The 20,663-nt window shown below is 69.8% G+C and carries 23 protein-coding genes; 19 read left to right on the top strand and 4 right to left on the bottom strand.

Translation table 11 applies throughout. From position 1 onward, the window contains the following. Entirely contained in the window at nt 1–1,263 is a 1,263-nt protein-coding gene (locus BUE42_RS13445; protein WP_073465620.1) for a cytochrome-c peroxidase, read from the bottom strand. 132 nt (nt 1,264–1,395) lie between these two features. Here BUE42_RS13445 and BUE42_RS13440 point away from each other — a divergent pair, with 132 nt between their 5' ends. The 3 genes from BUE42_RS13440 (at nt 1,396) to BUE42_RS13430 (ending at nt 5,591) form a co-directional block, all read left to right on the top strand. After that, nucleotides 1,396–2,190 carry a substrate-binding periplasmic protein gene (locus BUE42_RS13440; protein ID WP_369822968.1) on the top strand — a complete coding sequence of 265 codons (795 nt, stop codon included), beginning with the start codon at nt 1,396–1,398 and terminating at the stop codon, nt 2,188–2,190. A 13-nt stretch (nt 2,191–2,203) separates the two neighbouring features. Further along, on the top strand, nt 2,204–4,777 hold the full coding sequence (locus BUE42_RS13435; protein WP_143171481.1) for a CHASE domain-containing protein: 2,574 nt from the start codon (nt 2,204–2,206) through the stop codon (nt 4,775–4,777). Nucleotides 4,778–4,841: 64 nt separating this feature from the next. Then, the gene (locus tag BUE42_RS13430; protein ID WP_073465617.1) at nt 4,842–5,591 is read left to right on the top strand and encodes a class I SAM-dependent methyltransferase; all 750 of its coding nucleotides are present in this window, start codon (nt 4,842–4,844) and stop codon (nt 5,589–5,591) included. 1 nt (nt 5,592) lies between these two features. Here BUE42_RS13430 and BUE42_RS13425 read toward each other — a convergent pair whose 3' ends face one another. Further along, complete coding sequence (locus BUE42_RS13425; protein ID WP_143171479.1) at nt 5,593–6,432, bottom strand: tetratricopeptide repeat protein; 840 nt, start codon at nt 6,430–6,432, stop codon at nt 5,593–5,595. A 150-nt stretch (nt 6,433–6,582) separates the two neighbouring features. Between BUE42_RS13425 and BUE42_RS13420 the strand changes: the two genes are divergently transcribed. Both BUE42_RS13420 and BUE42_RS13415 read left to right on the top strand, forming a co-directional pair. Further along, nucleotides 6,583–6,966 (top strand): thioredoxin family protein, encoded by a 384-nt coding sequence (locus BUE42_RS13420; protein WP_073465615.1) that lies wholly within the window; start codon nt 6,583–6,585, stop codon nt 6,964–6,966. Nucleotides 6,967–6,968: 2 nt separating this feature from the next. Beyond that, a complete protein-coding gene (locus tag BUE42_RS13415) occupies nt 6,969–7,697 on the top strand; it encodes a cytochrome c biogenesis CcdA family protein (protein WP_073465614.1) in 729 nt (242 codons plus the stop codon). Here BUE42_RS13415 and BUE42_RS13410 read toward each other — a convergent pair. Further along, nucleotides 7,672–8,409: a cation efflux transmembrane domain-containing protein gene (locus tag BUE42_RS13410; RefSeq protein WP_083614111.1), complete on the bottom strand. Its 738-nt coding sequence runs from the start codon at nt 8,407–8,409 to the stop codon at nt 7,672–7,674. The two genes, BUE42_RS13415 and BUE42_RS13410, sit on opposite strands and share 26 nt — an antisense overlap. A 72-nt stretch (nt 8,410–8,481) precedes the next feature. On the opposite strand from BUE42_RS13410, the gene BUE42_RS13405 reads away from it, so the two are divergent. Next, a complete protein-coding gene (locus tag BUE42_RS13405; protein WP_073465613.1) occupies nt 8,482–8,919 on the top strand; it encodes a Cd(II)/Pb(II)-responsive transcriptional regulator in 438 nt (145 codons plus the stop codon). A gap of 62 nt (nt 8,920–8,981) precedes the next feature. Next, entirely contained in the window at nt 8,982–9,917 is a 936-nt protein-coding gene (gene argB / locus BUE42_RS13400; RefSeq protein ID WP_073465612.1) for an acetylglutamate kinase, read from the top strand. 7 nt (nt 9,918–9,924) lie between these two features. Here the strand turns inward: argB and BUE42_RS13395 are convergent, their stop codons facing one another. Next, complete coding sequence (locus tag BUE42_RS13395) at nt 9,925–10,116, bottom strand: heavy-metal-associated domain-containing protein (protein ID WP_073465611.1); 192 nt, start codon at nt 10,114–10,116, stop codon at nt 9,925–9,927. Between the two features lie 128 nt (nt 10,117–10,244). Between BUE42_RS13395 and BUE42_RS13390 the strand changes: the two genes are divergently transcribed. The 12 genes from BUE42_RS13390 to BUE42_RS13335 all read left to right on the top strand — a co-directional run bounded on the left by BUE42_RS13390 (nt 10,245) and on the right by BUE42_RS13335 (nt 20,625). Then, on the top strand, nt 10,245–12,404 hold the full coding sequence (locus BUE42_RS13390; RefSeq protein WP_073465610.1) for a heavy metal translocating P-type ATPase: 2,160 nt from the start codon (nt 10,245–10,247) through the stop codon (nt 12,402–12,404). Continuing rightward, the gene (gene cueR, locus BUE42_RS13385) at nt 12,401–12,787 is read left to right on the top strand and encodes a Cu(I)-responsive transcriptional regulator (protein ID WP_073465609.1); all 387 of its coding nucleotides are present in this window, start codon (nt 12,401–12,403) and stop codon (nt 12,785–12,787) included. The genes BUE42_RS13390 and cueR overlap by 4 nt, the downstream gene beginning before the upstream one ends. After that, nucleotides 12,784–13,488 (top strand): pyrimidine 5'-nucleotidase, encoded by a 705-nt coding sequence (locus tag BUE42_RS13380; protein WP_073465608.1) that lies wholly within the window; start codon nt 12,784–12,786, stop codon nt 13,486–13,488. Before cueR ends, BUE42_RS13380 begins: the two co-directional genes overlap by 4 nt. 17 nt (nt 13,489–13,505) lie before the next feature. Next, a complete protein-coding gene (gene slmA, locus BUE42_RS13375) occupies nt 13,506–14,162 on the top strand; it encodes a nucleoid occlusion factor SlmA (protein ID WP_073465744.1) in 657 nt (218 codons plus the stop codon). 28 nt (nt 14,163–14,190) lie between these two features. Then, complete coding sequence (pdeM, locus tag BUE42_RS13370) at nt 14,191–14,859, top strand: ligase-associated DNA damage response endonuclease PdeM (protein WP_073465607.1); 669 nt, start codon at nt 14,191–14,193, stop codon at nt 14,857–14,859. A gap of 51 nt (nt 14,860–14,910) precedes the next feature. Then, nucleotides 14,911–17,736, top strand: a complete 2,826-nt coding sequence (locus BUE42_RS13365; RefSeq protein WP_073465606.1) for a diguanylate cyclase domain-containing protein — start codon at nt 14,911–14,913, stop codon at nt 17,734–17,736. Nucleotides 17,737–17,810: 74 nt separating this feature from the next. Further along, nucleotides 17,811–18,689: an ATP-binding protein gene (locus BUE42_RS13360; protein WP_073465605.1), complete on the top strand. Its 879-nt coding sequence runs from the start codon at nt 17,811–17,813 to the stop codon at nt 18,687–18,689. Beyond that, nucleotides 18,686–19,135 (top strand): NUDIX domain-containing protein, encoded by a 450-nt coding sequence (locus BUE42_RS13355; protein ID WP_073465604.1) that lies wholly within the window; start codon nt 18,686–18,688, stop codon nt 19,133–19,135. Before BUE42_RS13360 ends, BUE42_RS13355 begins: the two co-directional genes overlap by 4 nt. After that, nucleotides 19,132–19,521, top strand: a complete 390-nt coding sequence (gene hisI, locus BUE42_RS13350; protein ID WP_047584645.1) for a phosphoribosyl-AMP cyclohydrolase — start codon at nt 19,132–19,134, stop codon at nt 19,519–19,521. The genes BUE42_RS13355 and hisI overlap by 4 nt, the downstream gene beginning before the upstream one ends. Then, nucleotides 19,518–19,895: a phosphoribosyl-ATP diphosphatase gene (locus BUE42_RS13345; protein WP_073465603.1), complete on the top strand. Its 378-nt coding sequence runs from the start codon at nt 19,518–19,520 to the stop codon at nt 19,893–19,895. Before hisI ends, BUE42_RS13345 begins: the two co-directional genes overlap by 4 nt. Continuing rightward, complete coding sequence (locus BUE42_RS13340) at nt 19,892–20,278, top strand: DUF4870 family protein (protein WP_073465602.1); 387 nt, start codon at nt 19,892–19,894, stop codon at nt 20,276–20,278. Before BUE42_RS13345 ends, BUE42_RS13340 begins: the two co-directional genes overlap by 4 nt. Then, nucleotides 20,275–20,625: a histidine triad nucleotide-binding protein gene (locus BUE42_RS13335; protein WP_073465601.1), complete on the top strand. Its 351-nt coding sequence runs from the start codon at nt 20,275–20,277 to the stop codon at nt 20,623–20,625. The genes BUE42_RS13340 and BUE42_RS13335 overlap by 4 nt, the downstream gene beginning before the upstream one ends. Nucleotides 20,626–20,663: the final 38 nt, after the last annotated feature.

The raw sequence follows: 20,663 nt of genomic DNA, 5'->3' as shown, positions 1-20,663 counted from the left end.
TCAGTCTCCTGCCTGCCACCCATCCGTCAGCGTCTTCAGAAACGCGATCACATCCGCGATCTCCTGTGCATCGAGCGCCGGCTTGTCGCCCGCGACCCGATCGAACGGCGGATCGCGGTTGACGTTCTCCTTCAGCGCGCCAGGCAGGTCGTCATACAGCTCGACCTTGCCGTCCGCGCCGCGGCCGAACCAGCGCTGCGGCTCCAGGTCGCGCGTCACGTAGAACTGCATCACCTCGTCCAGCGTGTGCAGCACGCCGTTGTGGAAGAACGCCTGCCGCAGCGCCACGTTGCGCAGCGTCGGCGTGCGGAATGCGCCGCAGTGCTCGGGCTGGTTGGCGAGGTCGTGCCGCTCCGGCCCGCACAGGCCCAGGTCGTGGAAGCCCGCATCGCGGTTCGCCGGCAGCTCGCGGTTGCGCGGCACGCCGACCACGATGTGGCCGTGGTCGGTGAAGGACGGGAACGCGCCGGTCGTCGCGCTGACCGCGCTCGGATGGCATGACGCGCAGTTGCCCTTGGTCTCGTCGTTGAACAGCGCGAGGCCGCGCGCCTCCTGCGCCGACAGGTTCGCGCGGCCGCGCAGCACCGCGTCGTACTTGCTGCTGTACGGATGGAACTGCGCCGCATCCTGCTGGAACATCTCCAGCGCCAGCAGCGCCCATTGAAAGGCCGGCTCCACCGCATCGAGCGCATCGGCGCCGAAGGTCGCGCGGAACTCGCCGGCATACGGCGCGCGGCGCAGCCGCTCCACCACCTCGGCCGCGCTCGCGTTGGCCATCTCGTTCGGCGACAGCAGCGCGAGCCCCGATTGCTCGTGCACCGTCGCCGCGCGACCATCCCAGTCGTGGCCGCCGGCGGGGCCCTGGTCGACGCTCTCGTCGACGTCGTCGTCGAAGCGGTGCTCGGTGAACGGCGGCACGTTCTGCAGGTAGCGCAGCGAAGGCGTCGCGCGAAAGCCCAGTGCCTGCCCGTCGCGCCCGCCCGGCTGCACCGGCTTGCCGTTCGGCGGGCCGTAGGCCGAGGCCGGGTCGTGGCAGCTCGCGCAGCTCTGTTCGCCGGAGGCCGACAGCGCCGGGTCGAAGAACATCGTGCGCCCGAGCACCTGCATGCGGCGGAATTCCGGCTGCCGCTGCGCCTGCATCGCATAAGCCTCGGCGGCCTGCGCACTGGCCGGCGCGAGGCAGGGCCGGCCGGCCAGCAGCAACAGCGCGGCGAGCGCGAGGCGGGCGCCACCGGCGAGGGAGCAAGAGAAAGAAGTCGTCATCGAGGCGCAGATTCTGCCGCTCCGGCCGAGGGTGCCGTGGCATTTTCCCGATCGTTGCGGCAAGTCCCGGGGCCACGCGGCCCGCGCCGGGACTATGCTGCCGGCCCAGGGGGTCTCTGATCGAGCATGCAGATGTCGTTGTATTGGCTGCGGGCCTGGGGATGTGTGTGGGCCCTGGCCTTCGGCGGTGGCGTGGCCATCGCCGCCGACAGGCCCGATTGCCCGCGCCCGATGAGCCTCGCGCTGCACGAGCACGGCCTGCTCTACTCGGGTGTCACCGGCGAGGGCATCGACAAGGACATCGCCGATGAACTGGCGCGCCGCAGCGGCTGCAAGTTCGTCGTCTCGGTGCTGCCGCGCGCCCGCATCTGGCAGCTGATCGAAGGCGGCGCGCTCGACTTCAGCCTGTCGGGCATCACCAACCCGGCGCGCGAGCAGTTCGCCGCGTTCGCCTGGTACGTGTCGAACAAGTACTACCTGCTGGTGCGCCAGGATGCCGGCGTCGCCGAGCTGGCCGATTTCGAGCGCAACCCGAAGCTCCGGCTCGGCGTGATCCGCAGCTTCCGCTACAGCACCACCGCCAACCGCCTCGTCGACGCGCTCGATGCGCAGGGCCGCGTGAGCCACGCGTCCAGTCTCGAGCCGCTGTACCAGGTGCTGCTCGACAACCGCGTGCAGGCGATGATCATCGAGCCCTTCGACTACCCGACGGTGCAGCAGGGCACGATCCGCGCGCAGACCCGCATCGTCGAGTTCGACGACCCGCCGGTGCCGCACGGGCTGATCATGTCGAAGAAGTCGCTGTCGCCGGCGCAGCAGCAGGCGTGGCGCGCGCTCGTCGACGAGATGCGGGCCGACGGCAGCATGCAGCGCATCTTCGAGAAGTACTTCTCGGCCGATCTGGCGCGCACGATGACTCAATTTTGAGCACGGGCCCGGCGTGAAGCGAGCCTTTCCGTTGCTGATGTCGCTGCTGGTCGCGGCGCTCTCGCTCACGGTCACCGCGCTCGCGTGGCGCCATGAGCGCGCGTCCGAGGAGGCCGCGCTGCGCGCGAGCTTCGACTTCAGCCTGCGCCAGGCCACCAGCCGCATCGAGCAGCGCATGGCGGCTTTCGAGCAGATGCTGCGCGGCGTGCAGGGGCTGTTCCTCGCGTCCGGCTCGGTCGACCGCGCGCATTTCGACCGCTATGTCGATGCGCTGCTGGTCGGCGTCGACTTCAACGGCCTGCAGGCGATCGCCTACGGGCCGCTGGTGCAGGGTCCCGACGTGGCGGCGCACGAAGCGGCGCAGCGCCTGTCCGGCGTGGCCGGCTACCAGGTGCGCCCGCCCGGCCCGCGCGCGAGCTACGTGCCGGTCACCTACATCGCGCCGGCGGTCGGCCGCAGCCTGAGCGCGCTCGGCTACGACATCTCCACCGACCCGTCGCGCCGCGCCGCGCTCGACAAGGCGCGCGATTCCGGCAGCGTCGCGATCACCGGTCGCATCCGCCTCGTCACCGAACCCGACCATGCGCCGCAGTACGGCTTCCTGATGCTGCTGCCGCTGTACGCGCCCGGACAAACGCTGGACAGCGTGGCCGCGCGGCGGCGCAACGTGGTGGCTTGGGTGTGGGCGGGCTTCCGGATCGGCGACCTGATGTCCAGCCTGTACGGCGAGTCGACGCCGGGGCTGGACCTGCGCATCTACGACGGCGTCGAGCTGAGCGACGACGCGATGATGTACCGCTCGATCGGCGCAGAGGCCGACCGCCAGCCGGCGCGCTTCGAGGCGCAGGAGTACATCGGCGTGGCCGGGCAGAGCTGGACGGTGCAGGTGCGCAGCACGCCGGAGTTCGAGGCGCGCCACCACCGCGAATCGGCCCGCATCATCGGCTTCGCCGGCATCGGACTGAGCCTGCTGCTGGCCGCGCTGACGTGGCAGCTGACGACCGGGCGCATGCGCGCCTACAGCGTCGCCCGCGTGATGACGCGCGAGCTGCGCGACAGCGAGCTGCGCTACCGCCGCATCGTCGAGACGGCGAACGAGGGCATCTGGCTCGTCAACGCGCAGGGCAGCCTGTCCTTCGTCAACCCGAAGCTGCTGCGCCTGCTCGGCCAGGGCGCGGCCGACATGCTCGACCGCCCGCTCGCCGAGTTCCTCGACGACCCCGGCGGGCGGCTGGCGCCCGATGCGCTGGCGAGCCGGCAGGCGGGCACGGTCGAGGCCGTCGAGCTGCGCATGCACCGCAGCGAAGGGCAGCCGCTGTGGGTGTCGATGTCGGTCACGCCGGTGTTCGACGAGGCCGGCCGCTATGTCGGCTCGCTCGGCATGGTGACCGACATCAGCGAGCGCAAGCAGGCCGAGGCGAGGCGCGTGCTGCTCGAGGCGCAGCTGCGCGAGTCGCAGAAGATGGAGGCGATCGGCACGCTGGCCGGCGGCATCGCGCACGACTTCAACAACATCCTCGCGGCCATCCTCGGCAACGTGTCGCTGGCGCGCGACCGGCTCGACGAGGCCCATGGCGCGACGCCGCCGCTGAAGCAGATCGAGATGGCCGGCGTGCGCGCGCGCAGCCTGGTGCAGAAGATCCTGGCGTTCAGCCGCATGCAGCCGCATGAGCTGGTGAGCCAGCCGATGCGGCCGATGATCGAGGAATCGATCGCGCTGCTGCGCTCGACGCTGCCGGCCACCGTGGAGCTGGTGCTGGCGCTCGAGGACCGGCCGCTGTTCGTCAGCGCCGACGCCACGCACGTGCAGCAGATCCTGCTGAACCTGTGCACCAACGCCTGGCATGCGCTGCAGGGCAGCAGCGGCCGCATCACGATCGGGCTGGACGAGCGCCGCATCGATGCCGACGAGGCGCAGCGCCTGGGCGAGCTGGCGCCCGGCGCCTGTGCCCACCTGTGGGTGGCCGACAACGGCGTCGGCATGGACGAGTCCACACGCGCGCGGGTGTTCGAACCCTTCTTCACGACCAAGCGGGTCGGGCAGGGCACCGGCCTCGGGCTCTCGGTGGTGCACGGCATCATGACGGCGCATGCCGGTGCGATCGACGTCGAGAGCGAACCAGGGCGCGGCAGCAGCTTCCACCTCTACTTCCCGCTGTTGGCGCACCGGCCGCAGCGCGCGGAGGTGGCGGCCGCGCCGGTGCAGGCGCCCACGGGCCGCGGCCAGCACGTGATGGTGGTCGACGACGACCCGGCGATGCTGCTGATGGTCGAGAGCCTGCTGCAGCGCGCCGGCTACCGCGTGACCGGCATCGACCAGCCGCGCGAGGCGGCGGCGCTGCTGCAGCGCGACCCTGGCGCCTACGACCTGGTGGTGACCGACTACAACATGCCGGAGCTGACCGGCATGGAACTCGCGGCCGAGATCGCGCGCATCCGCGCCGACCTGCCGGTGGTGATCAGCTCGGGCTTCATCTCCGACGAGATGCGCGCCGCGGCGCAGGAGGCCGGCGTCAAGGGCCTGATGCAGAAGGAATACACGCTGGAGCAACTGGGCGGCATCGTGCATGCGGTGCTGAACCCCTGAATCCCCTGTCGGGCGCCTGAAACGCATCCGTCGCAGAATGCGGCCTCTTTCCAGGGAGCCGAAGATGAGCCAGCCGCGTGTTCGCCGAATCGTGATCCTGTCGATGCTCGCGGCGATGGCGTTGCCGTGGCCGGCCCGGGCTGCCGCCGATGCAGCCACCGATGCCGATCCGGCCGCGCTGCTCGCCAGCCCGCTGCGCACCGACGACGACCGCAAGGCCGATGCCGGCCGCCACCCGATCGAGCTGCTGCGCTTCGCGCAGGTGCAGCCCGGCATGTCGGTGCTCGACGTGTCGGCCGGTGGCGGCTACACGGCGCAGCTGATGGCGCTGGCGGCCGGCCCCGAAGGCAAGGTGTGGGCGCAGGTGGAGCAGCGCAGGCCGATGCTCGACAAGCGCCTGACGGCCCATCCGCAGCCGCAGCTCGCGGTGCTGGTGCGGCCGTTCGAGGACCTGTTTCCGGCCGATGCACCGCGTGTCGACCTGGTGACGCTGGTGCTGTCGTACCACGACATCGCGTATTCGACGGTTGACCGCGCGAAGCTGAATGCCGCGATGTTCGCGGCGCTGAAACCGGGCGGGCACCTGGTGCTGGTCGACCATGCGGCGAAGGCCGGCACCGGCACGGCCGATGCGAAGCGCCTGCACCGCATCGACGAACAGCTGGTGCGGCAGGAAGTCGAGGCGGCCGGCTTCGTGTTCGAAGCCGACAGCGATTTCCTGCGCAACCCTGGCGACCCGCGCGAACAGGCCTTCTTCGACATGAAGCAGCCGGCCGACCGGTTCGCGCTGCGCTTCGTGCGGCCGCGGCCCTGAGTCACCAACCGTCGCTGCCGCCGCCGTCGGAGCCACCCCCACCGCCGCCGCTGTCCCAATCGCCGCCGGAACCGAAGTCGACCGAGCGGTTCGACAGCTCATCGGCTGCGCCGTTGTCGAAGTAGCCGGGCGTGAGGCCGCCATCCGACGCATGGCTGGCCGACGACGATCCGCCGTCGCGGTGGCCGTCGAGCATCTTCTCGGCCAGCATGCCGGCCGCGAAACCGCCGGCCGCCGCCAGGCCGGTGCCCAGCATGCCGCTGCCGGTGCCGCCGCCCATCGGGCTGTAGTTCGGGCCGTAGCCGCCGGTCGGCATGCCGCCGGCATAGGCGGGCGTCATCGGCTGAGCGCGGCGGGCGCTGAACATGCGCCACAGCAGCACCGCGATCACCGCGAAGCCGGCGCCCCAGATCCAGCCGGGGATGCCGCTGCTGCGCTGCTCGACGGCGCGCGGAGCTTGCATCGCCGTGCCGGCCGTGTTGCCACCGGTCGCATTGCCCCCAACGCTGGCGCCGCGCTGCTCGCGCTCCAGCAGCTGCTCGAAGCTCTTGAACTTCTCGGGCTGCGTGAAGCCGATCGCCGGATCCAGCTGCTTCGCGAGGCGTACCTCCTGCAGCGCGAATTCGTAGCGCTTGTTGTGCGCGAGGATTTCGGCATACACGTAGTGCGCCTTCGCGCTGCCGGGCTTGGCGGCCACCACGTCGCGCATCAAGGTTTCGGCCTGGGCGTAGTTGCCCTTCTGCACCTCGGCCTGCACATCGGTGACGGACGGCAGCGCGAACGCCGCGGCCGACACCAGGCCCATGGCCACGAAGGCCAGCATGGCAAGAAGTCGTTTCATGTCGGTTTGCCTTTCTCTGTCAGGAGGACCTCGGTAAAGAGGAACTTGCAGCCGGTAGGTGGGGGCCTGCGTGCCGCGCCACAAGACCCGGTGTGTAAGTTCGGGGGCCGGCGAGCGACCCACGTGTTCGTTCTCCCTGGAGTGTGCGTGATGCGAACCCTGTTCAAGTTGTTGACCCTGTGGCTGGCGGGTGCGGCCGTTTCGATCGCCGCGGCGGCGCCCCGTCCCTTCGACCAGGCCGCCTTCGACAAGGCGGTCGCGGCGGGGGGGCCGGTCATCGTGCAGTTCCACGCCGACTGGTGCCCGACTTGCCGTGCACAGAAGCCGGTGGTCGAGCAGGTGCTGAACGAGCCGCCGATGAAGCCGGTGCAGTTCTTCGTCGCCGACTTCGACACCGAGAAGGCGCTGAAGAAGGCGCTGCGCGTGTCGCAGCAGAGCACCTTCGTCGTGTTCAAGGGGGGCAAGGAGGTCACCCGTTCGACGGGGCAAACCACGCGCCCGGGCATCGAGGTGGTGTTCGCGCAGGCGCTGTGAGCATGGATTTCGGTGCCGCGACCTTCGGCCTCGGGTACCTGGCGGGCGTGCTGTCGACGCTGTCGCCCTGCGTGCTGCCGCTGGTGCCGATCCTGCTGGCGACGGCGGTCGGTGCGCACCGGTTCGGTCCGTATGCGTTGGCGCTCGGGCTGGCGCTGTCGTTCAGCGTGGTCGGGCTTTTCCTGGCGACGGCAGGTGCCGCGCTCGGGCTGGATTCGGGCAGCTTCCGGGCGGTCGCCGCGGTCGTGATGATCGCCTTCGGCGTGCTGCTGCTGTCGACACGGCTGCAGGCGCGCTTCGCGGGGGCGACGTCGGGCCTGAGCGCGGCCGGCGACCAATTGCTGTCGCGCCTGCGGCTCGAGGGTGCGGGCGGCCAGTTCGTGGTCGGCCTGGTGCTGGGCGTGATCTGGAGCCCGTGCGTCGGCCCGACGCTCGGCGCCGCGACGACGCTCGCCTCGCAGGGCAAGGACCTGGCGCAGATCGCGCTGCTGATGGCCTTGTTCGGGCTCGGGGCCGGCACGCCGCTGCTGCTGCTGGGCTCGCTGTCGCGCAGCGCCGTCGCCCGTTGGCGCGGCCGGCTGATGGCGGCCGGGCAGGGCGGCAAATTGCTGCTGGGCGTGCTGATGCTGGCCATCGGCATCACGATCCTGGGCGGATGGGACAAGCGCTTCGAGGCCTGGGCGGTCGACGTGTCGCCCGCCTGGCTCACGAACCTGACGACGCGGTACTGAGCGGGCCGGCCCGCCGCAGCTCGGTACGCGCCTGCCGCATCACCGCGATGCCGCCTTGCAGGCCGAGGCCGGCCATCAGCAGCGCGACCACGACGTCCGGCCACATCGTGCCGGTGCCGAACACGCCGACCGCCGCCAGCAGCACTGCGGCATTGCCGATCGCGTCGTTGCGGCTGCACAGCCACACCGAGCGCATGTTGGCATCGCCGTCGCGGAAGCGGTAGAGCAGCAGCGCGACGCCCAGGTTCACCGCCAGCGCCAGCGCGCCGATCCAGCCCATCGTGGCCGCCGCCGGCGACGCGCCGTACCAGGCGTGCCACAGCGCCAGCCCCAGCACGCCGGCACCGTAGACCGCCATCGTCGCGCCCTTGAACCAGGCGACGCGCGGCCGCCAGACGGCGGCCAGCCCGAGCGCGACCAGGCTCAGCCCGTAGTTGACGGCATCGCCGAAGAAATCGGCCGCATCGGCCAGCAGCGAGGCCGAATCGGCGTGCACGCCGCCGCCGATTTCCAGCACCGCCATGCCGGCGTTCAGCACCAGCGCGACCCACAGCACGCGGCGGTAGGCGGCCGAGACCGGGCCGGTCGGCAGGTGGTCGTGGGAATGACCGTGGCCGTGGTCATGGCCCGCGTGGCCCGCGTGGCCCGCGTGGCCCGTGGTAAGGGCACCGGCCGGGGCGTGGTGATCGTGATCGCAGCAATGTCGTGACATGGAGAACTCGAGGCAAGGCGAAAGCGCTGTGGCACATTCGAAAGCCTGGAGTCCCTCCAAGGTCAAGTCCCCATGCGCATCAAGGATGTATCCGAAGCCACCGGCGTGTCGGTCGACACGATCCGGCACTACGAGAAGGCCGGGCTGCTGCCCGCGCCGGCGCGTGGCGGCAACAACTACCGCCGCTACACCGAGGCCGATGTGCAACGGCTGCGCTTCATTCGCAACTGCCGGTCGCTGGACATGAGCTTGGACGAGGTGCGGCCGCTGCTCGAGTTCCTCGACCACCCGCAGGCCGATTGCTCGAAGGTGGACGCGGTGATCGAAGGCCACCTGGCGCACGTGCGCGAGCGGCTGGCGAGCCTGCAGGTGCTGGAGCGCCAACTGGAGCTGCTGACCCAGGTGTGCGGCCCGCAGCGCATGCACGAGCTGTGCGGCATCGTGATGGCCTTGTCGAAGGATGCGCCGGGCGGCGTGCCGCCGGCCGGACGCGGCGTGCACACGACCTGAATCCCGACCCTACAATTCGCGCCGCAGCGGTCCGTGGCGGCCGCGTTCCGGAAAGCCTCCTCATGAACAACGAGCCCCCCGCCAGCAAGCCCGCCGGCCACAACAACGGCCCCGACCTGTCGCACATCTCCCCGCGCGACAAGGCGGAGATCCTGGCCCAGGCGCTGCCGTACATCCAGAAGTTCCATGGCAAGACCATGGTCATCAAGTACGGCGGCAACGCGATGACCGATCCGTCGCTGCAGCAGGACTTCGCCGAAGACGTGGTGCTGCTGAAGCTGGTCGGCATCAACCCGGTGGTGGTGCACGGCGGCGGGCCGCAGATCGAGGACGCGTTGGCCAAGATCGGCAAGAAGGGCACCTTCATCCAGGGCATGCGCGTCACCGACGAGGAGACCATGGAAGTGGTCGAGTGGGTGCTGGCCGGCCAGGTGCAGCAGGACATCGTCGGCCTGATCAATGCGGTCGGCGGCAAGGCCGTCGGCCTGACCGGGCGTGACGGCGGGCTGATCCGGGCGCACAAGCTGAAGATGGTCGACCGCGACGACCCGACCAAGGTGCACGATGTCGGCCAGGTCGGCGAGATCGAGTCGATCGACCCGTCGGTCGTCAAGGCGCTGCAGGACGACCAGTTCATCCCGGTGATCTCGCCGCTGGGCTTCGGCTCGGAGAACGAGAACTACAACATCAATGCCGACGTGGTGGCCGGCAAGCTGGCCGAGGTGCTGAAGGCCGAGAAGCTGCTGATGCTGACCAACATCCCGGGCGTGCTCGACAAGCAGGGCAAGCTGCTGACCAACCTGTCGGCGCGCGAGATCGACGAGCTGTTCGCCGACGGCACGATCAGCGGCGGCATGCTGCCGAAGATCGCATCGGCGCTCGATGCGGCGAAGAACGGCGTCAACACCGTGCACATCATCGACGGCCGGGTGCCGCACGCGATGCTGCTGGAGATCCTGACCGAGCAGGCCTACGGCACGATGATCCGCAGCCACTGAGGCGTGGCTAACGGGGCGGGTACCCTGCCTCGGTCAACGCTGCGGCGAGGAGGCTTCGATCGGACGCCGATTCCACCTCGACGGTGTGCTCCGCGAGGTTCACCACGACCAGCGCGTGGGGATCGGCCTCTTTCAGCGCCTGCGTCACCGCCTTGACGCAATGGCCGCAACTCATGCCGTCGACCTGGAACTCGATCATGGGGTTCTCCGTTGAGGTAGTGCGCAGACTGTGAAGCTTGCCACCGTGGCAAGGTCAAGCCGGGGAATGAATCCCCACGCGCTCCAAGGCCTTGACCTTGCCATGATGGTAAGGTCGAGACTCCCGGCATGAACACGAACTCCCTGTCCCTCAGCATCGACGGCATGACCTGCGCGTCCTGCGTCACGCGTGTCGAGAAAGCCCTGCGGAAGGTGCCCGGCGTGGTGTCGGCGACCGTCAACCTGGCGACTGAGCGGGCCGAGGTGCAGACGAGCGCCGGCGATGCCGCGGCGCTGCTGGCGGCGGTCGAGAAGGCCGGTTATGCGGCGCATGTGCATGAAGACGACGAGGCACCGGCCGCCGCCGCGCCGGCCTGGCCGGTGATCGCGGCCGCCGCGCTGTCGTTGCCGCTGGTGCTGACGATGCTGCTGTCGCTCGCCGGCATCGACGCGATGCTGCCGGGCTGGCTGCAACTGCTGGTGGCGGCGCCGGTGCAGTTCGTGCTCGGCGCCCGTTTCTACCGCGCCGGCTGGAAGGCGCTGCGCGCGCGCACCGGGAACATGGATCTGCTGGTCGCGCTCGGCACCTCGGCCGCGTTCGGCCTCAGCGTGCAGCAGCTGCTGGCGCATGGAGGCCACGGCCACCTGTATTTCGAAGCGTCGGCGGTGGTGATCACGCTGGTGCTGCTCGGCAAATGGCTGGAGCAGCGCGCCAAACGACAGGCGACCGATGCGATCCAGGCGCTCAATGCGCTGCGCCCGCAGACGGCGCGCGTGCGGCGGGACGGTGTCGAACTCGAGCTGCCGATTGCGCAGCTGCGGGTCGGCGACCTCGTCGTCGTGCGGGCCGGCGAGCGCATGCCGGTCGACGGCGAGCTGCTCGAAGGCGAGAGCCATGTCGATGAATCGCTGATCACCGGCGAGGGCCTGCCGGTGTTGCGCCAGCCGGGCGGGCGCGTCACGGGAGGATCGGTCAACGGCGAAGGCCTGCTGCTGGTGCGGGCGACGACGCTCGGTGCCGAATCGGCGCTGTCGCGCATCGTCCACCTGGTCGAGTCGGCGCAGGCGAAGAAGGCGCCGATCCAGAAACTGGTCGACCGTGTCAGCGCGGTGTTCGTGCCGGTGGTGCTGGTGATCGCGGTCGTCACGCTGCTCGGCTGGGGCCTGGCGACGGGGGCCTGGGAGCAGGCGGTGCTGAACGCCGTCGCGGTGCTGGTGATCGCCTGCCCGTGCGCGCTCGGCCTCGCGACGCCGGCGGCGCTGATGGCCGGCACCGGCGTCGCGGCCCGGCGCGGCATCCTGATCAAGGACGCCGAGGCGCTGGAGCGCGCGCGCCACGTCGACATCGTCGCGTTCGACAAGACCGGCACGCTGACCGAAGGCCATCCGGAACTTGTCGCCTGCGAACCGGCCGACGGCGATGCACCCTCGCTGCTCGCTGACAGCGCGGCGCTGCAGGCCGGCAGCGAGCACACGCTGGCCGCGGCCGTGCTGGCCGCCGCGAAGCGTGATGGCATTGCGATCACGACGGCGGGCCAGGTGCGCAGCGTCGCCGGCCGCGGGCTGTCGGGCGAGGTCGGCGGGCGCACGCTGCTGCTCGGCAGCAGCCGCTTCATGGCGGAGCAGGGCATCGACCTGTCGCCGCTGCAGGCGCGCGCGGACGCGTTGCAAGCCGACGGCCGTACCGTCTCGTGGCTGGCCGAGGCGGCACCGCTGTCGCGGCTGCGCGGCCTGCTGGCGTTCGGCGACGCCGCGAAGCCGCATGCGGCCGACGCGGTGCGCCAGCTGCAAGCACTCGGCGTGCGCTGCCTGATGCTGACCGGCGACAGCGCCGGTGCTGCGGCCAAGCTGGCGCGCGAACTCGGCATCACCGAAGTGCACGCCGCGCTGCTGCCGCAGGACAAGGCGGCGCTCGTCGAGACGCTGCGCCGCGGCGGCGCGCGTGTCGCGATGGTTGGCGACGGCATCAACGATGCGCCGGCGCTGGCGGCGGCCGACGTCGGCATCGCGATGGGCAGCGGCACCGATGTCGCGATGCAGGCGGCCGGCGTCACGCTGATGCGCGGCGATCCGCGCCTGGTCGCCGATGCGCTCGAGATCGCGCGGCTCACGCAGCGCAAGATCCGCCAGAACCTGTTCTGGGCCTTCATCTACAACGTGGTCGGCATCCCGCTGGCCGCCTTCGGGTTGCTGAACCCGGTGATCGCCGGTGCGGCGATGGCGTTCAGCAGCGTCAGCGTGGTCGGCAATGCGCTGCTGTTGCGGCGCTGGAAGGGAGCGGCACGATGAACATCGGCGAAGCGGCGCAACGCTCGGGCGTGTCGGCGAAGATGGTGCGGCACTACGAATCGCTGGGGCTGCTGCCGTCGGTCGTCCGCACCGACGCGGGCTACCGCCAGTACGGCGACAACGAGGTGCACACGCTGCGCTTCATCCGGCGCGCCCGCGACCTCGGCTTCGGCATGGCCGAGATCGGCGAGCTGCTGAAGCTGTGGCAGAACCGCCGGCGCGCGAGCGGCGATGTGAAGCGCATCGCGCTCGCCCACATGGCCGACCTCGACCGCCGCATCACCGAGATGGAGGCGATGAAGCGCACGCTGTCGCGGCTGGCGAGCTGTTGCCACGGCGACCAGCGGCCCGATTGCCCGATCCTCGATGAGTTGGCCGAATGAGCAGCGGGCGGCGTCACTCGACAGTCTGGCTCTTCGACCTCGACAACACCTTGCACGACGCGTCGCACGCCGCGTTCGGCCCGACCAACCAGGCGATGAACGACTACATCGCGGCGCACCTGGGCCTGGCGCCGGCCGAGGCGTCGGCGCTGCGCCAGCACTACTGGGACCGCTATGGCGCGACGCTGCTCGGCCTGGTGCGCCACCACGGCGTCAACGCGAGCCACTTCCTCGAGGAAACGCACCGCCTGCCCGGCCTCGAGGACCGGCTGCGCACCCACGCGCACGACCGCGCCGCGCTGCGCCGGCTGCGCGGCCGCAAGGTGCTGCTGACGAACGCGCCGCGCTCCTACGCGCTGCGCGTGCTGCGGGCGCTGGGGCTCGCGGACTGCTTCGACGGCGTGATCAGCATCGACGAGATGACGATGTTCGGCGACCTGCGCCCGAAGCCCGACGCGCGCATGCTGCGGCGCGTCGCGGTGCGGCTGAAGGTGGCGCCGCGGCGCTGCGTGCTGGTCGAGGACACGCTGGCGCACCAGAAGTCCGCGCACCGCATCGGCATGCGCACGGTCTGGATGCAGCGCTACCTGAAGACGGCCAAAGTTGCGAACAACAGCACAGAAGTTGGCGTTCACCCTTGCCGAAAGCCCCCCTATGTGTATGCAAGAATTCGATCGCTGAACAAGCTCCCCACCCTGTGACAACTCCGACCGCCGCGATGACCGACACCCCTGCCATCCCCGAAGACACCAGTCCCGAGGTGGCAGCCGACGCGGTGGCCGAACCGGCGGGCCGCAAGCGCCCGAAGCCCGGCGAACGCCGTGTGCAGATCCTGCAGACGCTGGCCCACATGCTCGAGCAGCCGGGTGCCGACCGCATCACGACCGCCGCGCTGGCCGGCAAGCTCGATGTCTCCGAAGCGGCGCTGTACCGCCATTTCGCGAGCAAGGCCCAGATGTTCGAAGGCCTGATCGAGTTCATCGAGCAGAGCGTGTTCACGCTGGTCAACCAGATCACCGAGCGCGAGACGAGCGGGGTCGTGCAGGCGCAGAAGATCCTCACCGTGCTGCTGCAGTTCGGCGAGAAGAACCCCGGCATGACGCGCGTGATGGTCGGCGATGCGCTGGTGTTCGAGAACGAGCGCCTGGTCGCCCGCATGAACCAGTTCTTCGACCGCATCGAATCGCAGCTGCGCCAGAGCCTGCGCAGCGCCGCCGAAGCGGCCGGCTCGTCGACGCCGACGGTCGATGCGAACGCGCAGTCGTCGGTGCTGACCGGCTTTGCGGTCGGCCGCCTGCAGCGCTATGCGCGCTCGGGCTTCAAGCGCGTGCCGACCGAGCACCTGGACGCCGCGCTGCGCCTGCTGGTCGGCTGACGCCGGCCTCCCTCTTTTTCACACGGCCATGGTCACGGCGGACGTCGGCGGCCAGCGCCTCGCGTTGTTGCCGCAGAAGGCCATCTGGTGGCCGGCGCAGCAGGCCTTGCTGATCGCCGATGCCCACCTCGGCAAGGCCGTGTCGTTCCGCCGGCTCGGCGTGCCGGTGCCGGAGGCGACGACCGGCGACACGCTGTCGCGGCTGACCGGGCTGGTCGAGCGGCATGGCGCGCGGCGCATCGTGTTCCTCGGCGATTTCCTGCACTCCGTCCATGCGCATGCCGCCTCGACGCTCGATGCGCTCGCGCGCTGGCGCGAGCGCCATGCGGATCTGCATCTGACGCTGGTGCGCGGCAACCATGACGCCCATGCCGGCGATCCGCCCGCCTGGGCACGCATGGAGGTGGTCGACGAGCCGCTGCTGCTCGGCGGCCTGGCGCTGTGCCACCACCCGGTGCCGCGCGACAGCGCCTATGTGCTGGCCGGCCACCTGCACCCGGGCATCGTGCTCGGCGGACGGCCTCACGACCACCTGCGGCTGCCGTGCTTCTGGTTTGGCGCGCGCGTCGGCGTATTGCCGGCCTTCGGTGCGTTCACCGGGCTGAAGACGATCCGGCCGGGCGCCGGGGACCGGGTGTTCGCGCTGGCCGACCAGGCCGTGCTGGCGGTGCCACCAGCCGCTCAAGAACCCGGCTGAGTCGGCCGATATCCGGCAAAGCTCCGCATCTGGCGGCGCATGGTTGCCGTCATGCCGATCTTTCCCCGTGTGCCGTTCCATCGTCTCGCCGCCCTGTGGCTGGCGGGCGTGGGCGTGTGCGTGATGGCCGGCGTGCTCAGCGGCCGCATCGAACTGGCGCGCCTGTTCCTGAACGCGGTGCCGGCCAGCTTCAATGCCGGCCTGCTCGGCCTCGTGGCGGCCGTCGCGCTGTGGAGCGACCCGCGCGTGCCGTCGCGCCGGCTGGCGTGGTGCGCCGCGCTGCTGGTGCTGCTGCCCGCGTTGGTGCTGGCCGAGCACCTGAGCGGTCTCGACCTGGGCATCGACCTGCCGGCGCTGCACCGCGCGATGCAGTCGACCTCGTCGCACCCCGGGCGCCTGGCGCCGAACTCCTGCCTCGGTTTCCTGTTCGCCGGGCTGGCGCTGTGGCTGCAGCACCGGCCGGGGCTGCGCTGGCGCAGCCTGCTGGTGTCGTGCAGCGTGTACGGCACGCTCGCGGTCGGGTTGTCGGCGCTGACGGGCTACGTGCTCGACCTGCAGGAGATGTACAAGCTGCTGTCGTTCAACAGCATGTCGGCGGCCGTGATGGCAATGCTGGTGGTGCTGGGCGCGACGCTGTGGTCGAGCCTGCTGGCCGGAGAGTCGAGCGACACGGCGGGCGAGCGGCCCGAAGACCGCATCACGCGCACCGCCGTCGGCGTGCTGGGCATCGTGGCCGTGGTGTCGGGCGTGGCCGGCTTCGGGCTGATGCAGCGCGCCTACAAGATGACGGTGGCCGAGGGGCTCGAGACCGCGGCGCGCGGCCATGCCGGCGCGTTCGCGCACAGCCTGAAGCAGGAGATGGAGATCGCCGAGAGCGTGTCGCGGCAGCTCGCTGTGCAGCGGGCGCTCGCGCAACTGGCGGTGAAGCCGACCGATGCGCAGGCCTTCGACGACCTGCGCGAGCTGGCGGCCAGCGTGCTGGGCCAGGATTACAGCGCCTTGCGCGTGCAGAACGGGCAAGGCGAGTCGCTGCTGGAGGCGGGTTCGGCGCGGCTGCGTGTGGCCTCGGTGGCGCTGCCGCTGGGCGATGGCCACTCGACGCTGCTGTGGGACGACGGGCTGGTGCTGCACAGCGAGCTGCCGGTCGAGCGCAACGGCGAGCGCGTCGGCGGCCTGATGCTGGAGCGACGGCTGGGCGTGCTGACCGGGCTGCTGTACGACCTGCAGCACCGCGACGATTCGACCGACGCGCTGCTGTGCGCGCGCATCGATGACGACGCGGTGTGCCTGCCGAGCCGCTTCTACGAGGCCGGCCGCCACATCGCGATGTACCGGAAAGACGGCCAGCCCTATCTGCCGATCTCGAAGGCGCTGCTCGGCATGACGGGAACCGATTCGGTGAAGGACCTGCGCGACGTGCCGGTGCAGGCCGGCTATGCGCCGCTGCGAGGCGTCAACCTGGGCCTGGTGGTCAAGACCGACAGCGGCGAGCTGTTCAGCTACATCCGCTCGCGGCTGCACCTGCTGACGGGCCTGCTGGCGGCGCTGGTGCTGGTGGGCGCCTGGCTGCTGCGCTCGCACGTGCTGCCGCTGGCGCAGCGCCTGGCGCGCAGCGAGCGCCGGCTGCAGATGGTGTCGGACAACCTGCCGGCGCTGGTGTTCCATGTCGACGCCGACCTGCGCTACCAGTTCGCCAATGCCCGCTACCTGCCGATGGCCGGCCTCGACCCGAAGGCGATGATCGGCGAGCGCATGCAGGACGTGCTGGGCACGGAAGCGTTCGCTGTCATTGCAGAACACATCGCGGCCGCGCTGCGCGGCGAGCGCGTGCGCTACGAGCGGCACGGTGAGTGGCTCGGCCGCGAGCACCATCACCTGGTCGAGTACGTGCCCGAACGGCGGCCGGACGGCAGCGTCGCCGGCCTCTACGGCATGGTGATGGACATCACCGAGCGCCACCAGGCGCAGGCGCAGCTGGCCGCGAGCGAGGCGCGGCTGCGCACGATCACCGACAACGTGCCGGCCTTGATCACGTATGTCGACACCGACCTGCGTTTCCAGTTCTGCAACCCGGTGTTCGAGGCCTGGACGGGCATCCGGGTGGCCGATGCGCTGGGCCGGCGCATGCAGGACGTGTTGCCGCCGAAGGTGATGGCGTTGCGGCAGCGCCAGATCGAGCGCGCGCTGCGCGGCGAGACGGTGCAGTTCGAGACGGTGGCGGTGCTGGGGCAGGGGCCGCGGCATTTCCAGGTGAACTACCTGCCGCACCGCGACGAGCAGGGGCGGGTGATCGGCGTGTACAGCCTGACGAACGACATTTCGGCGCAGAAGGAACTCGAGCGGAAGCTGCAGACGCTGGCGCGGGTCGATGCGCTGACGGGCCTGGCCAACCGGCGGCAGTTCGAAGAGCGTTTTTCGGAGGCGATGTCGCGCTGCCGGCGCAGTGGCCGGCCGATGGCGCTGATGTTCATGGACATCGACAAGTTCAAGGGCATCAACGACACGCTCGGCCATGCCGGTGGCGACGAGGTGCTGAAGACCTTCGGGCAGCGGCTGTCGGCCAGCGTGCGCAAGACCGACACGGTGGCGCGGCTGGCGGGCGACGAATTCGTCGTGATCCTCGAAGGGTTGAACACGGTGGACGAGCCGCATTTCCTGGCCCGCAAGATCCTCGCGGCGATCTCGGCGGAGCAGCAGGTGCTGGGGCATTCGTTGAGCGTGACGACGAGCATCGGGATCTCGTTCTACGAGGGTGACGACAGCACCGAGGGTTCGCTGATGGCGCTGGCGGACAAGGCCTTGTACGAGGCCAAGTCGGCCGGCCGGGGGACGTACCGGTGTGCGCCGCGTTCCGTCGTCGTTGCCGGGCGTGGTTGATCCGGGCACCAAAACGCGACCGCTACACTGACGGCCCGTTCCAGCCTTGGTGCCGGTAGACCCGGCGGTCCCGCATGTCTTTCGCTCCCGACACGTTGCTGCAACTGATTCAACGCGCCGATGCGCTGCTCACCCGGTTGGAGTCGGTGCTGCCGCAGCCGCTGGCCGCACCCGACTGGTCCGCGTCGATCGCGTTTCGCTACCGCCGGCGCGGTGCCACCGGGCAGCTGCTGCCGGTCCGCCATGTCGCGCATGTGCGCTTGTCGGAGCTGGTCGAGGTCGAGCCGCAGAAGGAACGCCTGTTGCGCAACACCGCGCAGTTCGTCGCCGGCCATGCGGCCAACAACGTGCTGCTCACCGGTGCTCGCGGCACCGGCAAGAGTTCGCTGATCAAGGCCTGCCTGAACGAGTTTTCCGACCGCGGGCTGCGCTTGATCGAAGTCGACAAGGCCGACCTGGTCGACCTGCCCGACATCGTCGACCTGGTCGCCGAGCGGCCCGAGCGCTTCGTCGTGTTCTGCGACGACCTCAGTTTCGACGAGGGCGAACCCGGCTACAAGGCACTCAAGTCCATCCTCGATGGTTCGGTCTCGCAGGCGTCGGACAACGTGCTGATCTACGCGACCAGCAACCGCCGCCACCTGCTGCCCGAGTACATGAAGGAGAACCTCACGTACCAGCACACCGACGACGGCGAGGTGCACCCCGGCGAGGTGATCGAAGAGAAGATCTCGCTGAGCGAACGCTTCGGGCTGTGGGTCAGCTTCTACCCGTTCAGCCAGGACGAATACCTCGCGATCGTCGCGCAGTGGCTGCGCGGCTTCGGGGTCGGCGAGGACGAGATCGCCATCGCCCGCCAGCCCTCGCTGGTGTGGGCGCTGGAGCGGGGTTCGCGCTCGGGCCGGGTCGCGTTCCAGTTCGCGAAAGACTACGCCGGGCGGCACGCGTCATGAGCGGCGGCGACGAACGCACGCCGGTCGAGGTGGCTGTCGGCGTGCTGATCGATGCCGAGGGCGGCTTCCTGCTGACCAGCCGGCCTGAAGGCAAGGTCTACGCCGGCTACTGGGAGTTCCCCGGCGGCAAGCTGGAGGCCGGCGAGAGCGTCGAACAGGCGCTGCGCCGCGAGCTGCACGAGGAGATCGGCATCACGATCGGGCCGGTGCAGCCGTGGAAGATCGAGATCGTCGACTACCCCCATGCGCGCGTGCGGCTGCACTTCTGCAAGGTCTTCGAGTGGACCGGCGAGTTCGAGATGCGCGAACGCCAGCAGATGGCCTGGCAGAACCTGCCGGTGCAGGTGCAGCCGGTGCTGCCCGGTACCGTGCCGGTGCTGGCCTGGTTCGCCGAGGAACGCGGTTTCTCGGGCCCGACTTACGCCACAGATACACTCGCCCGATGAGCTGGCTCGACGAGATCAAGTGGGATGCGCAAGGCCTGCTGCCGGTGATCGCGCAGGAGGTCGGCAGCAACGACGTGCTGATGTTCGCGTTCATGAACCGCGAGGCGCTGGCCCGCACCGCCGAGCTCGGCGAGGCGGTCTATTACAGCCGCTCGCGCCAGCGCCTGTGGCACAAGGGCGAGGAAAGCGGGCACGTGCAGCAGGTGCACGAGATGCGCCTGGATTGCGACAACGACGTGCTGCTGCTGAAGGTGACGCAGCGCGGCCACGAACCTGGCATTGCATGCCACACCGGCCGCCACAGCTGCTTCTTCCAGCTTTACAAGGACGGGGCCTGGCAGACCGTCGAGCCGGTCTTGAAAGACCCCGGGACGATCTACAAATGACGGACGTGAAAACCGCGGTGAGCACCTCGAACGGCAACGACACGCTGGCCCGCCTGGCGGCGGTGATCGAGTCGCGCCGCCAGGGCGACCCGGACAAGAGCTACGTCGCCCGGCTGTTCCACAAGGGCACCGATGCGATCCTGAAGAAGATCGGCGAAGAAGCCACCGAGACGGTGATGGCCGCCAAGGACGGCGACCGCCAGAAGATCGTCTACGAGGTCGCCGACCTGTGGTTCCATTCGATGCTCGCGCTGAGCGCCTTCGGCCTGACACCGGCCGACGTGCTCGCCGAGCTGGAGCGGCGCGAGGGCCTGTCCGGCCTCGAGGAATTCGCCGCGCGCAAGTTGCAAACCCGAGAGGCGGACGGAACATGAACGATGTCGTGAACACTTCTGAACGGGACTCGTCGCTGAAGACGATCGGCCACATCAGCTACCTGCTGCATGCGATCGTCGCGGTGGGCGCGGTGCTGCCCGGCACGCAGGCCTCGATCACGCTGCTGATCGTCGCCTTCATCCTCGACCTGGTGAAGAAGGACGAAGCCGCCGGCAGCTGGCAGGAGTCGCACTTCCGCTGGCGCATCCGCTCGGTGATCTGGGCCGCCGTGCTCTACGTCGTCACGCTGCCCTTGTGGTTCCTGTTCGTGATCCCCGGCTGGATCGCCTGGGGCGTCATCTCGATCTGGTTCCTCTACCGCGTCGTGCGCGGCTGGGTGAACCTGAACTCGAACACGCCGATGCCGGTGCCCGCGCCATGAGCCAGGATCCGAGCTGCATTTTTTGCAAGATCGCTGCGGGCCAGATCCCCAGCCGCAAGGTCTATGAAGACGACGAACTGATCGCCTTCCACGACATCGCGCCGTGGGCGCCGATCCATTTCCTGATCGTGCCGAAGGAGCACCTGGCCTCGCTGTACGACACCGTGCCGGAGAAGCACCAGGCCTTGCTCGGCAAGATGCTGGCGCTGGCCCCGGAGCTGGCCCGCGAGCAGGGTGCAAGCAACGGTTTCCGCACCGTGGTCAACACCGGCGCCGATGGTGGGCAGGAAGTCCCACATTTGCACATGCATGTCATCGGCGGACCAAGGCCCTGGGCCAAGGGTTGACTCGGCCACCACCTAGAATCCACTATTTCCCGCAGGAG

It is taken from the genome of Rhizobacter sp. OV335 (genome assembly GCF_900142965.1).
Classification (GTDB): domain Bacteria; phylum Pseudomonadota; class Gammaproteobacteria; order Burkholderiales; family Burkholderiaceae_C; genus Rhizobacter.
The sequence above is the reverse complement of the archived record's forward strand: the minus strand, read 5'-3'. Positions and strand labels throughout refer to the sequence as shown.